Origin of the sequence: Bacillus sp. 7_6_55CFAA_CT2 (assembly GCF_000238655.1) — a bacterium.
Classification (GTDB): Bacteria; Bacillota; Bacilli; order Bacillales; family Bacillaceae_G; genus Bacillus_A; species Bacillus_A cereus.
Genome location: NZ_JH414710.1, coordinates 294,836 through 308,584 on the forward strand (window position 1 = coordinate 294,836; position 13,749 = coordinate 308,584).

Genomic DNA, 13,749 nt, shown 5'->3' on the forward strand with positions numbered 1-13,749 from the left:
GAAAGGAGTTATTTTGTTCGTCAAAGATAATATCAAAGTAATTCGCGTACCCCATAGTTGGTGGCGCAAATAGTTGATTTTATAGGGGGAAAACCTGTAACTAAAGCCTAACATAGGTGTTTTTGTTTAAATTTTGCTTAATTCTCACTAGTAATTAACTAAAAATTTAGAAATCGTTATATAATGAATTTAATTTAAAATTAGGAGTGATTAAATTGCCAGATATGATAAACCTCGTTCTTTTCATCATTATAGCGAGGTGTTAAAACTTCTAATAGAAAGCATATTCGATTAAGAAAGAAGGGGTAGTTATGAAAACTAGTGAAGAAACGCATTGGCAAAGGTTTAAACGTAAGAGTAAATCCCCGAAAGAGTGGTTAAAGAAAGTATACGAATTTTTTATTAATGAACACGTATGGGATGCTATCTTTAAAGTGTTCCTTAAACTAGTATGGGCAGTAAAAGGTATGGGGAAAAGCTTGAAACGGGTAATAGAAAACATATTCAATTAAATTCTATTCTTTCATAATTTCCTCATACGATCGATAATTTCCAATAAATTTGTTTTATATAATGGAGTGTGAATACAACAGTTGATACAGCAATGGCTATAATACCTATATGTGCGTAAAAATTGAAGTAATCATATTTCTGGAAGAAAAATTCAAGGACAGGAAATAAAAGAGTAAGACTAGCAATTAATATTAATTGTTCTTTTTTCATTATCATGCCTCCTTCTTTGTATAATTCAGCATTGATAGAAACAATTTCTATATGAATATCCTATACATGATCAGTTAACATAACGTCCTATTATCGGTAGCAAGAAAAAAGGAGGAACCCTAATCTCACAAGGGAACCTCCTTTTTTTGTTCTATCAATCTATGCAATTTTTTATACATTCCTATTCTGGTGCGGTTTTAGGGTTCTTGTCTGTTATTGGATTAACGAAAAAACTGTATAAAATCTCGCATACTCTTAGCGTGTTTTTTTCAAAAATGCTGGCGATATCTCACATCCATCAACTTATGAATTTTATAATGTCCTCAAACCAAGAATTTCTCGTGTTTTTAGTCCAAAATGTTATTTAATAAAAAAATATCTCGAATTCGAGATAAAATACTTGCTTTTTAATCACTTGAGTTGTAAAGTGATAGTAACGAAAGTAATTGAGCCATATGAAAAACATACAATCAGTTGTTTTTGAGTTAAAAACGAAAGTAACTTATGCAGTAAAAACTAAGATGAATTTACAAAAACATAATGAGAATAAATTGAACAGCTAAAAAGCATATTATTTTTTTATCATCACTTGACTAGTAAAACGAAGCGGAGGAATTAAAAATGTATAAAATTAAAGGGCATCATCACATTTCAATGGTTACGAAAAATGCAAATGAAAATAATCACTTTTATAAAAATGTGCTTGGATTACGTCGTGTGAAAATGACAGTGAACCAAGATGATCCGTCAATGTACCATTTATTTTACGGAGATAAAACAGGAAGTCCGGGTACAGAGTTATCATTTTTTGAAATTCCTTTAGTAGGAAGAACATATCGCGGTACAAATGCGATTACTCGAATTGGATTACTCGTTCCTTCAGAGGAAAGCTTACATTACTGGAAAGAACGATTTGAGAAATTTAATGTGAAACATAGTGAGATGACAACATATGCAAATCGTCCTGCTTTACAATTTGAGGATGCTGAAGGTCTTCGCTTAGTACTACTCGTTTCAAACGGAGAAAAAGTAGAGCACTGGGAAAATTGGGAGAAATCAGAAGTTCCTGCAAAGCATCAAATTCAAGGAATGGGTTCAGTGGAAATGACAGTGCGTAGACTTGATAAACTGGCGAGTACACTTACAGAGATGTTTGGTTATACAGAGGTTAGCCGAAGCGAAGAGGAAGCAATTTTTCAGTCCATTAAAGGAGAGGCTTTTGGAGAAATCGTTGTGAAATATTTAGATGGTCCTACTGAAAAGCCCGGCCGCGGTAGCATCCACCATTTAGCAATTCGCGTGAAAAACGATGCAGAGCTTGCCTATTGGGAAGAACAAGTGAAACAAAGAGGCTTCCATTCTTCAGGAATCATTGACCGTTTCTACTTTAAAAGCTTATATTTCCGTGAATCAAACGGAATCCTATTTGAAATTGCGACAGATGGACCAGGATTTACAGTTGATGGAGATGTGGAACATCTAGGAGAAAAACTTGATTTACCACCGTTCTTAGAAAATCAGCGTGCAGAGATTGAAGCAAATTTAGCACCTATTGAAGAGAAGTAATAGGAGAGAAAATATAAATTAAAAACCATTGGAGGAATATAAAATGAACCAATTAAAAGGAATTCACCACGTTACAGCGATTACAAGTAGTGCAGAAAAAAACTATGAGTTTTTCACTCACGTTTTAGGAATGCGTTTAGTTAAGAAAACAGTAAACCAAGATGACATTCAAACGTATCATTTATTCTTTGCAGATGATAAAGGTAGTGCAGGAACAGATATGACATTCTTTGACTTCCCAGGTATTCCAAAAGGAGTACACGGTACGAATGAAATTTCAAAAACTTCATTCCGAGTGCCAACTGATGCAGCATTAGCATATTGGGTGAAACGTTTTGACCGTCTTGAAGTAGAACATACAGGAATTAAAGAGCAATTTGGTAAGAAAACTCTTTCTTTCGTTGACTTTGATGACCAACACTATCAATTAATCTCAGATGAACTTGATAAAGGGATTGAATCAGGTACACCATGGCAAAACGGACCAGTTCCATTAGAATATGCAATTACTGGTTTAGGGCCTGTATTCATCCGTATTGCAAACTTTAGTTTCTTCAAAGAAGTGTTAGAAAAAGTTTTATTATTTAAAGAGGTTGCGCAAGAAGGAGAATTCTATTTATTTGAAGTGAATAAAGGTGGAAACGGTGCTTCTGTCATTGTAGAACATAATACGGTTCTTCCAGAAGCACGACAAGGTTTTGGTACGGTTCACCATGCTGCATTCCGTGTAGAAGATCGCGCTGTATTAGAAGAATGGATTGAGAGAATCAGTAGCGTTGGACTTCCTTCATCTGGCTATGTAAACCGTCACTTCTTCGAATCATTATACGCAAGAGTTGCACCACAAATCTTATTTGAATTTGCAACAGACGGCCCAGGGTTTATGGGAGATGAGCCATACGAAACACTTGGCGAAAAATTATCTTTACCTCCATTCCTAGAGCCAAAACGTGAAGAAATTGAAAAATTAGTTCGTCCAATTGATACAGTGAGAAGTACGAAGGAATTTATTAAAGAGTAAAAATAGAGATAGTAAGTAGGAGAGCAGGTAGTTTTAGCGGAGTGCTGGAACTGCTTGCTTTTTATTTGTCCTGTTAAGTTTTCTGACAATTGTTTCTCAAGTTATTAAAAAGGAAAAGTTTGGTATAATTAATTAAAATATTTAATTTTCTGATAATTATTTTTCAATACATAGAAAAGGAGTGGTAATATACAATTTTGATAATTGTATAAAAATCCTAATTTTGTAATTTTGGAGAAAAGGGGATGCGAGTGTATGGGAGCAGATGTAGTAACGCGGGAGCAAATGAAACACTTATTGGATGATTGGTATCGTGTAATGTTGCAGCAAAATATAGAGAAGGCCACGGAAATGAAAGAGGAGATTGAAAGTAAGATTAGTGGGTTGGACGTGGATCAGGATGTATTGATTTATCATGCGTTGTTGAATTTTAGGTATCAAGTTTTGAATGATTGGGTTTCGATTAAAGAAGGTCACTTTAATCAAGTAGAACCTTTTGAAGTTCCGCAAGAAGGTTTGCTAGCTTATTATTATCATTTGTTTAAAGCGCTTTATTTTAGAATGGTTGAAAATTATGAGGAAGCTAGTAAAGAATTTGAACAGGCAGAAAAATTATTAGAATATATTCAAAATCCTTGTGAAAAAGCAGAATTTAATTATCGTTTAGGTGAATTTTACTATCATACATACCAGGAAGTGAAAGCTATTCACCATATTCAAAAAGCGAAAGAAGAATTTATAAATCATCCTGAGTACCAAATTAATGTTGCATTATGTGAAAATATATATGGTTTATGTTGCGTGGAATTAAAGCAATTTGAATTAGCTGAAGAAAGTTTTAATATTGCTTTAGATGTATTCCAAAGATTAAATCATAAAAAGTACGTTCTGATGATTAGAAACAATTTAGGTTGGTTATATGGTACTCAAAATCTATCTGATTTAGCCATTCGTCATGCTTCTGAAGTTGCTGAGAAATTACCTAAACATTATAAAGCGATTTTTACAGTGGCTGAAGAGTATTGGAAATTGGGTGAAATTGAGTTAGCGCAAAAATATATTGCGATGGGAATTGAAACATGTAACGAATTAAAAAATAAAGAATTTCAATATCGTTTTATGATATTGGAAGAATTGAATAAGGGCTCTAATGCAAATGAAATGGAGAAAATTGTATTAGAAAGCATTTCGTATTTTGAAAGTAAAAATCTGTTAGAATGTATAAAAGAATACAGTGAAAAATTAGCAATGCAATTTTATGAAGAAGGTAATCATATCAAAGCAAGTAAATATTTTTATATAAATAATAAGGCGAATAAAAAATATTTAGAAAAGGGAGCTTTGAAATAATGAAAAAACTTAGCAAATTAATAGCGGGATTAGCAATTTTGGGGGCTTTAGCCATAGGATTAAACAGCTCTACTGAATCTAATCAATACGCTAGTCGAGGAGATACGGGTGGAGCACCAGCAAGACCAGACTACGTTAACATTGGCGACACAGGAGGAGCACCAGCAGATAATAAAGGCGACGGCGGCGGAGTAAGCCAACTATAATAACAAAGAAAGGGACTTCAACATGAAGTCCCTTTTTCTATTTTCAGGCCATGTAGAGAAAAGAATTGACTTACTTTAAATATGTAACTATAATAGTTGCAGTATAACCATTAGTAATAGAAATGAGTTATATTTTTTTAGTATAATTGTAACTGTATTAGTTACAATTAAAAAGAGAACATAAAATAACCAAAAAATGTAAAAACTTTTAAATAGCAACAAGAGAAAGGAGACGGGAACTTTGAAAAGGTTTAAGTTTTATATGATTAGCGGTATTGTGCTCGTTTTGTTAATTATTTGTAACTTCGTTGAGAAGCCGATTGCGAAGGTTGGCGAAGTGAAAGATACTGTTATGATGAAGCTGAATACGAAAGAGAGTATGGCGCAAATTGATGGACAGACGATTTATTTTAAACAAATTGGTGAGGGAAAACCCCCTTTACTTATGTTGCATGGGTTTGGTGGTTCTTCTGATGGGTTTAGTGATATTTATCCGGAACTAGCGCGAGACCATACGATTATTGCGGTTGATATTTTAGGGTTTGGGCGTTCTTCTAAACCTATTGATTTTCAGTATTCGTTTCCTGCGCAAGTGAATTTATATTATAAGTTAATGAAGAAGCTCGGATACGATCAGTTTGCGGTGCTCGGCCATTCAATGGGCGGAGAGATGTCTCTCAATTTAGCGTATTTATATCCGGATGCAGTGACGCATCTCATCTTGGCGGATGCTACAGGGATAGAGTCTTTCCAGCAAAAAGAAAGTTATGAAGTACCACCGCTATCGACGGACTTACAAACTGTAACCGAGATTACGAAGTATAATAAAAATGAAGTGAAAAATAGTCGTGATGATAAAGAGCATTATGATCAGCTTACGAAAATGAGAGAGCGCCGCATCGCGATGGAAGCCGATAAGATTAAGGTGCCGACTTTAATTATATGGGGACGACACGATAAGAGCGTTTCTTGGAAAAATGGTGAACTGTATCATGGGCTATTTGCAAATAGTACGTTTCATATTATTGAAAAAGGATACCACGCACCGTTTCGTCAAGAACCAATTGAGTTTATGGAATATGTACAAGCATTTTTCGCGAAGCATCCACAATAAAAATTTTAAGCATAAATCCACTTCTTTCCTCATAAAGTGAAACTAATAAGGCTTGTCTAAGGAAAGGAATGAAGTGATTTGGAAACTTTACCATGGTGGGTGTATCTTGTGATTGTCGGGATTGTACTAAGTGGCTACATGGTTTTATATACTTCGAAAAAAGAGCAAGATATGGATAATGAGTTTATTGAAAAAGAAGGCGAAGTATATATGAAGCGTTTAGAAGAAGAGCGTGAGAAACGTAATCAGGAAAGTGATAAAGATTCGGTATTGCTTTAATAGAAATTTTGAAAGGTTACCACCTAGTAGGATTTTATATCTCGGTGGTAGCTTTTTTTCTTCTGCGGGAGCAGTATATGTTCATCAAGCTAAGGTTATATTAGTTTAATTTTACATGTATAAGAGAGTCATCATAAACTTTTATTGATGGTATTTATATATTTTTTTACTCATAAGAATGGAACTAGTGGGGATTTTACTGGGGGGGGATTAACAATGCATAGGGATGAAACTTCATTACATCCGGATACAGGTGTTACATCTGTAATGTTTGTTGAGCGTTCATTAAATGAAATTCGTTTTTGGTCTAGAATCATGAAGGAGCATTCTTTTTTTCTTCGTTTAGGATTTAGGTGCGAGGATACTCAACTAATCGAAGAGGCGAATCAATTTTATCGATTGTTTGAACATATTGAACAAATAGCGCATTCCTATACAAATGAAACAGATCCTGAGCAAATAAAAAGATTTAATGCAGAAGTACAACAAGCCGCAACTAATATTTGGGGATTTAAACGAAAAATTTTAGGATTAATTCTCACATGTAAATTGCCAGGACAAAATAACTTTCCACTTTTAGTTGACCATACAAGTAGGGAAGCTGATTATTTTAGAAAACGTTTAATACAATTAAATGAAGGTAAATTAGATGCGCTTCCTGATGCTATTATTAAAGAAAATGTTTTCTTTTTACGGATTATGGCAGACCATGCTAAATTTATTGGCCATCTTCTTGATCCATCGGAAAGAAAGCTTGTAGATACAGCACGGAATTTTAGCAATGATTTTGATGAATTGATGTATCAAGCAATTGACTTAGAATCTATGAAACCACAATCCCAAACAGCCCCTCTTTTAGATCAATTTTTAGATCAAAATCGTGTGTCGGTTGCATCTCTTCGGGATTTTAAGAAAACAGCACGTGATTTAATTGAGCAATGTAAAATAAAGAGTATCATTCATCCGTTATTAGCAGACCATGTTTTCCGTGAAGCTGATAGATTTCTTGAAATCATTGATATGTATGATGTTCATCTTACAAATATTCAATCACAACCTAGATATTAGAAGATAAGGAAAGATAGTATTTTACTTTCGATTGAGAAGTTAACAATTTATTGTTAGCTTCTTTTCTTTGTGATTAAAATTTTCTTTTAAGGACTACATAAATCCCTTTGACCAAATATGTAATTCTTTGTAAAATGATATCTGTGGAAAGATTATGAATATACAGGAAATCTATGGATAGTAGATTTTAATAAATTATTCGGGGGAAATTTATTAGTTAAGTATATTAATTTGTTTGCACTACATTTTACAAATAAAGGGGTATTAGTAATCATGAAAGCAAAGAAATTAGTAAGTTTAGCGTTACCAGTTATGTTATTGAGTGGTTGTATTACAATTGAAACTGATGGTAAGAAAGCTGAGCCAAAGAAAGAAGAAACGCAAAAGGTAGAGAAAGAGAATAAGACTTCTGAAAAAGAGAGTAAGTCAACTGATAGCAAGAAAGAGGATAGCTTATCTGTAGCGAAAGGTGAAGGTACAAACAGTAGTTCATCAAGTAGTCAACCAAGTTCTTCTTCAAATAATTCAACTTCTTCTAGTTTTTCAACTGGTAAGGTAACTGGTTCAGATGTTGAAAGGTACAAGGCAGATATCATAAATAGTGCTACTCAAATTGAAGATACAATGAAATTAATTGAAGGAATAGCAGATTCAGACGTAAAATCATACAAACAAAAGAAAAGTGAAGTACAACTGAGTTTAGGTGGAGCAAAGGCAACTGCAACGAAACTGAAGAATCTACAAGCGCCTCCTGAGTTACAGGGAGAACAGGCGAAGATAAAGCAGTCGATGGAACTGTATGCGGATTGTTTTCAACTTCTCTTTGATGCATTAGATCAAGAAGACGAAAGTAAAATGCATCAATCAGTAAGTAAAGCACAAGAAGGTTCGAAACTGTTTGAAGAGGCAGCGAAGAGTATCGGTAGTAAAACCAACTAAGAATAAATTATTTTAAGAGGTACTTGTGGGTGCAGTTGGTGCAAGTGAAGAGTTAGGAATTAGTTATGGGAACACATTACAAATTTATCAAATGGACGATAATGTTCGTATTCGATATATAAAACAATAAATAATTGGTGAAAAACTCTGTAATAAATTTTACAGGGTTTTTTGTTAGTTCTAGTTTATTTTTTGTCTTCCTAAGCGCTAAGCATACTAGTATAAGTTGAGAAATGAACAAAACGATAATGATAGGCAGATGATGTAACTCCATAGTAACTGTAACCATCTAAAGCCCAATTCATACACTATGATGGAGGCTTTTTACTTACTAATCGGATGAAAAAGGAGTGTAATCATGAAGAAACGTACTGTTAATGAAGCGGGAGGGAATGTGCCACAACCAATCCGCAGCGACGGAGCAGGTGCGATTGATTCTGGACCTCGTAATGTTATGCGGGATATTCAAAATCCGAATATGCTTGTTCCGCCTATAACGGATGCAGGGTTAGTTCCTAACTTGAAGTTTTCATTCTCGGACACTTCTATGATTTTGAAACAAGGCGGGTGGTCTCGGGAGATTACTGCTCGGGAACTACCGGTTTCGACGACGATTGCGGGAGTAAATATGAGTTTAACGGCCGGTGGAGTACGAGAACTACATTGGCATAAAGAAGCGGAATGGGCGTATATGCTTTTAGGACGGGCGCGCATAACGGCTGTTGATCAAAATGGGCGTAATTTTATTGCTGATGTTGGACCAGGTGATCTTTGGTATTTTCCGCCTGGTATTCCGCATTCCATTCAAGGATTGGAACATTGTGAATTTCTACTCGTTTTCGATGATGGGCATTTTTCTGATTTATCTACTTTAGCTATTTCTGATTGGTTTGCGCATACGCCAAAAGAAGTGTTGTCGGCTAATTTCGGAGTACCTGAGAGTGCTTTTTGTTCTATCCCTTCAGATCAAGTTTATATTTATCAAGGAGAGGTGCCAGGTTCGCTTGAAAGTCAGGAAATTCAATCACCGAAAGGAGAAGTTCCTTTAACATTTAAACATGAATTGTTAAAACAAAAGCCGATTAAGACGCCTGGTGGTAGCGTTCGAATTGTAGATTCTACAAATTTTCCTATTTCCAAAACAATCGCAGCAGCGCTCGTTGAGGTTGAGCCTGGTGGAATGAGAGAACTTCATTGGCACCCGAATAATGATGAATGGCAATATTATTTGACAGGGGAAGCGAGAATGACTGTGTTTCTTGGAAATGGTACCGCTCGTACATTTGATTATAGAGCTGGCGATGTCGGATATGTACCGTTTGCGACGGGGCATTATATTCAAAATACAGGTACCGAAACATTATGGTTTTTAGAGATGTTCAGAAGTAATCGTTTTGAAGATGTATCGTTAAATCAATGGATGGCACTGACTCCTAGAGAAATAGTGGAGAGTAATATACATGTTGGCCCGCAAGTAATGGATTCCCTGCGTAAGGAGAAGAGGCCTGTTGTGAAATATCCGGGGTTTTCATATAGTCCGAAAAATGATGAGTAAAAATGAAAATTTGCGTTATTCTTTCTGGAGACTGATAAGAAGGGATGGCGTATTTTTTATGCCTAATCTAGTCTTAACTAGTATCTGTTCGTTGTATTATTGTTCGGGAAATTATTATAGAAGAAAAATATATGAAATCGACATACTACATAGCTTTATTTTCAGGTGTAACGCACAAGTTGCACAGCTAACGCAACGACAACTCGCTTTACTCTTCATTATGTATTTGTCCATACTAGACGTAGAGAGGTGATAAACACAGTATGATTTTTAGCGAACGTTTAAAAGAAGAACGAGAAAAACGAAATTGGTCGCAACATGATTTGGCTGAAAAAATTCATGTAAGTAGGCAGTCGGTTTCGAAATGGGAGACGGGAAAGAACTATCCGAGCATTGAAATTATTATTCATTTAAGTGATCTGTTCGGTATTACAATTGATGAATTGCTAAGGGGTGATGAAGAATTGACGCAGAAAGTAATTGAAGATAGTAAGCAATTGGCGTATCCAAAATGGAAGGTGTTTTTTGATAGTCTATTTATGATAGGAGTATTTTTGTTTATTGCAAAAATCGTTGTATGGATGCTAAATAAGTTTGCTGGAGCAAGTATTACAATTGTAGCAGATGCGCCATATGTAATGAATCTTTTGCCCCTTGCATTCATGACTATAGGTGGCATAGGTTCCGATAAGTTGAAGAAAATATATAAATAGAGGAAAGATTTGAAAGAAATCCCCAACACTAGCTGTTCTTTTCACTTAAATTGTGTACTATAAAGGATAGGATGACATAAAGAAGGGGACATTTAGAATGGAATTTCATGAACAGAAGATTTTGCCGGCAGTGAGGCAAATTAAAGATTTGGAAAAGCTATTACATAGTTCGTATGAATATATCGTTATTTTAGATATTCATGTCGGCCAATTGAAGAGTGTTATATCACTTGCGAAGCAATATTGTAAAAAGGTATTTTTACATGTGGATTTAATTCATGGTTTGCAGAGTGATGGGCATGCGACGGAATATTTATGTCAGGAGTTTAGACCGTACGGGTTACTTTCAACAAAGGCGAGCGTTATTATGAAGGCGAAGCAAAAAGGTGTTGTGGCAATACAACGCATCTTTTTAATCGATTCGAGTGCGATGGAGAAGAGCTGCAATCTTTTAGATAAGACGAAACCGGATTATATTGAGGTACTTCCTGGAGCGTTAACGGACGTTATCGCTGAAGTGAAAGAGCGTACTGGTGTACCAATTTTAGCAGGTGGTTTTATTCGTACTGTAGAAGATGTGGAAAGAGCTTTAAACGCTGGTGCGACAGCAATTACGACATCAAAACGCGAACTATGGAAACATTACCAAAAAAAGTGACGAAAATGTGAATTTTTTCGTTGACACCGCTTTCATTTACGGTTAACATTATAGACAAGTTAATAAACGTGACGGAGAAAAGTAGAGATCCACATTTCATTGTTTCTATATAAATTTATATAGAAGCGTGCAAGCTGTGGGTCTTTTTCTTTTGACAAAAACGAATGGCCATTCATTTTACCTCTATCACATTTGGAAGCGTTTAAATTGATTGTGGAGGGATACTATGTCAGCATTTTTAGGAGAGTTAATAGGGACTGCGTTGTTAATCGTACTTGGTGGCGGCGTTTGTGCTGGTGTAAGTTTAAAGAAATCGTTTGCGAAAGATTCAGGTTGGATTGTTATTACAATGGGCTGGGGCTTAGCAGTAGCGGTTGCAGCGTATGCGGTTGGATCAATTAGTGGGGCACATTTGAATCCAGCTTTAACGATAGGATTAGCATTTAAGGGAGCGTTCCCATGGAGTGACGTACCTGGTTATATCGCAGCACAAATGATTGGGGCAATTATCGGGGCAGTTATCGTATATTTACATTACTTACCACACTGGAAAGAAACAGAAGATCCAGGAACAAAGTTAGGTGTATTTGCAACAGGTCCAGCAATTCCGAACACATTTGCAAACCTTTTAAGTGAAATGATTGGAACATTCGTTTTAGTATTTGGTATATTAGCAATTGGTGCAAATAAATTTGCAGATGGATTAAATCCATTTATCGTAGGTTTCTTAATTGTAAGTATTGGTTTATCATTAGGTGGGACAACAGGATACGCAATTAACCCAGCACGTGATTTAGGTCCGCGTATCGCACACTTCTTCCTTCCGATTGCAGGAAAAGGCGGTTCAAACTGGAAGTATGCATGGATTCCAGTAGTTGGTCCAATTTTAGGTGGATCACTTGCAGGTTTATTCCATCAAGTTGTATTTGAAGGAAAGCAAAATTCAGCACTTATTTATGTGATTATCGCAACTGTGATTGTACTAGCAATCTCTTATATGACAAGTAAAAAAAGCGGAAGCAATACAAATAGTAGAAAAGTAGCATAAGGGGGAAACCGATATGAAAAAATATATTCTTTCATTAGACCAAGGAACAACAAGCTCACGCGCAATTCTTTTCAATAAAAAAGGTGAAATTGTTCATTCAGCTCAAAAAGAGTTTACACAACATTTTCCAAAGCCGGGCTGGGTAGAGCATAATGCACAAGAAATTTGGGGATCTATTTTAGCAGTTATCGCAACTTGCTTAAGTGAAGCAGATGTAAAACCAGAACAAATCGCTGGTATCGGTATTACGAACCAACGTGAAACAACGGTTGTCTGGGATAAAACAACTAGTAAACCAATTTACAACGCAATCGTATGGCAATCTCGCCAAACAGCTGAAATTTGTGATGAGTTAAAAGAAAAAGGTTATAGCGAAATTGTTCGCGAAAAAACAGGTCTTTTAATTGATGCATACTTCTCTGGTACGAAAGTAAAATGGATTTTAGATAATGTTGAAGGTGCAAGAGAGAAAGCAGAAAACGGCGATCTATTATTCGGAACAATTGATTCGTGGCTTGTATGGAAACTATCTGGTGGTAAAGCACACGTAACAGATTACTCAAATGCATCACGTACGTTAATGTTTAACATTCACGACTTACAGTGGGATGATGAGCTTCTAGAAATGTTAACAGTACCAAAGAGCATGCTTCCAGAAGTACGTCCATCATCTGAAATTTACGGAGAAACAATTGATTACCACTTCTTCGGCCAAAATGTACCGATTGCAGGTGTAGCTGGTGACCAACAAGCAGCTTTATTTGGACAAGCTTGTTTCGGTGAAGGTATGGCGAAAAATACTTACGGAACTGGTTGCTTCATGTTAATGAACACAGGTGAAAAAGCAGTAGCTTCTGAGCATGGTCTATTAACAACAATTGCATGGGGAATAGATGGTAAAGTAAACTACGCATTAGAAGGAAGTATTTTCGTAGCAGGTTCTGCAATTCAGTGGTTACGTGACGGAATGCGCATGTTTAAAGATGCAAGTGAGAGTGAAGTGTATGCGAGTCGCGTTGAATCAACTGATGGTGTATACGTTGTACCAGCATTCGTTGGACTAGGAACACCTTATTGGGATAGTGAAGTACGCGGCGCTATGTTTGGTGTAACACGCGGTACGACGAAAGAGCACTTCATTCGTGCAACGCTAGAATCTTTAGCTTACCAAACGAAAGATGTATTATGCGCAATGGAAGCAGATTCAGGTATTGAACTGAAAACATTACGCGTTGATGGCGGAGCAGTTAAAAATAACTTCTTAATGAAGTTCCAAAGTGATATTTTAGATGTTCCTGTAGAGCGTCCAGTGATCAACGAAACAACGGCTCTAGGTGCAGCATACTTAGCTGGTCTTGCGGTTGGATATTGGAAAAACCAAGATGAAATTAAAGAACAGTGGCATATGGACAAACGCTTTGAACCAACGATGGAAGCGAAAACAAGCGAAGAGCTATATGCTGGATGGAAAAAAGCAATTGAAGCAACAAAAGCTTTCAAATAATCATA

Annotated in this window: 15 protein-coding genes; 14 read left to right on the top strand and 1 reads right to left on the bottom strand. The window is 35.8% G+C overall.

Annotation, left to right across the window (positions count from 1 at the left end; translation table 11 throughout):
- Window positions 1-311: 311 nt before the first annotated feature.
- On the top strand, window positions 312-512 hold the full coding sequence (locus tag HMPREF1014_RS17165; protein WP_000858032.1) for a hypothetical protein: 201 nt from the start codon (window positions 312-314) through the stop codon (window positions 510-512).
- A 22-nt stretch (window positions 513-534) separates the two neighbouring features.
- On the opposite strand, the gene HMPREF1014_RS17170 is transcribed toward HMPREF1014_RS17165, so the two are convergent.
- Window positions 535-723, bottom strand: coding sequence for a hypothetical protein (locus HMPREF1014_RS17170; RefSeq protein WP_000712159.1), 189 nt, complete (start codon window positions 721-723; stop codon window positions 535-537).
- Between the two features lie 621 nt (window positions 724-1,344).
- On the opposite strand from HMPREF1014_RS17170, the gene HMPREF1014_RS17175 reads away from it, so the two are divergent.
- The 13 genes from HMPREF1014_RS17175 (at window position 1,345) to glpK (ending at window position 13,744) form a co-directional block, all read left to right on the top strand.
- Complete coding sequence (locus HMPREF1014_RS17175) at window positions 1,345-2,289, top strand: ring-cleaving dioxygenase (protein ID WP_000276682.1); 945 nt, start codon at window positions 1,345-1,347, stop codon at window positions 2,287-2,289.
- 43 nt (window positions 2,290-2,332) lie between these two features.
- Window positions 2,333-3,310, top strand: coding sequence for a ring-cleaving dioxygenase (locus HMPREF1014_RS17180; protein WP_001072542.1), 978 nt, complete (start codon window positions 2,333-2,335; stop codon window positions 3,308-3,310).
- Window positions 3,311-3,565: 255 nt separating this feature from the next.
- Window positions 3,566-4,660: a response regulator aspartate phosphatase gene (locus HMPREF1014_RS17185; RefSeq protein WP_000500573.1), complete on the top strand. Its 1,095-nt coding sequence runs from the start codon at window positions 3,566-3,568 to the stop codon at window positions 4,658-4,660.
- Window positions 4,660-4,866, top strand: a complete 207-nt coding sequence (locus HMPREF1014_RS17190) for a Phr family secreted Rap phosphatase inhibitor (protein ID WP_000736506.1) — start codon at window positions 4,660-4,662, stop codon at window positions 4,864-4,866. Before HMPREF1014_RS17185 ends, HMPREF1014_RS17190 begins: the two co-directional genes overlap by 1 nt.
- 241 nt (window positions 4,867-5,107) lie before the next feature.
- Window positions 5,108-5,980, top strand: coding sequence for an alpha/beta fold hydrolase (locus tag HMPREF1014_RS17195; RefSeq protein WP_000819473.1), 873 nt, complete (start codon window positions 5,108-5,110; stop codon window positions 5,978-5,980).
- Window positions 5,981-6,058: 78 nt separating this feature from the next.
- A complete protein-coding gene (locus HMPREF1014_RS17200) occupies window positions 6,059-6,259 on the top strand; it encodes a sporulation YhaL family protein (RefSeq protein ID WP_000449225.1) in 201 nt (66 codons plus the stop codon).
- Window positions 6,260-6,475: 216 nt separating this feature from the next.
- Window positions 6,476-7,327 (top strand): DUF2935 domain-containing protein, encoded by an 852-nt coding sequence (locus HMPREF1014_RS17205; RefSeq protein ID WP_000554479.1) that lies wholly within the window; start codon window positions 6,476-6,478, stop codon window positions 7,325-7,327.
- Between the two features lie 273 nt (window positions 7,328-7,600).
- Window positions 7,601-8,266, top strand: a complete 666-nt coding sequence (locus HMPREF1014_RS17210; RefSeq protein WP_000644834.1) for a DUF7018 domain-containing (lipo)protein — start codon at window positions 7,601-7,603, stop codon at window positions 8,264-8,266.
- A 358-nt stretch (window positions 8,267-8,624) separates the two neighbouring features.
- Complete coding sequence (locus HMPREF1014_RS17215; protein ID WP_000747509.1) at window positions 8,625-9,821, top strand: oxalate decarboxylase family bicupin; 1,197 nt, start codon at window positions 8,625-8,627, stop codon at window positions 9,819-9,821.
- A gap of 263 nt (window positions 9,822-10,084) precedes the next feature.
- Window positions 10,085-10,534, top strand: a complete 450-nt coding sequence (locus HMPREF1014_RS17220) for a helix-turn-helix domain-containing protein (RefSeq protein WP_000577636.1) — start codon at window positions 10,085-10,087, stop codon at window positions 10,532-10,534.
- Window positions 10,535-10,631: 97 nt separating this feature from the next.
- Window positions 10,632-11,192 carry a glycerol uptake operon antiterminator GlpP gene (glpP, locus tag HMPREF1014_RS17225; protein ID WP_000394285.1) on the top strand — a complete coding sequence of 187 codons (561 nt, stop codon included), beginning with the start codon at window positions 10,632-10,634 and terminating at the stop codon, window positions 11,190-11,192.
- A 226-nt stretch (window positions 11,193-11,418) separates the two neighbouring features.
- Window positions 11,419-12,240: a glycerol uptake facilitator protein GlpF gene (glpF, locus tag HMPREF1014_RS17230; protein WP_001272195.1), complete on the top strand. Its 822-nt coding sequence runs from the start codon at window positions 11,419-11,421 to the stop codon at window positions 12,238-12,240.
- A 13-nt stretch (window positions 12,241-12,253) separates the two neighbouring features.
- The gene (gene glpK, locus HMPREF1014_RS17235; RefSeq protein ID WP_000760005.1) at window positions 12,254-13,744 is read left to right on the top strand and encodes a glycerol kinase GlpK; all 1,491 of its coding nucleotides are present in this window, start codon (window positions 12,254-12,256) and stop codon (window positions 13,742-13,744) included.
- The last annotated feature ends 5 nt before the right edge of the window (window positions 13,745-13,749 follow it).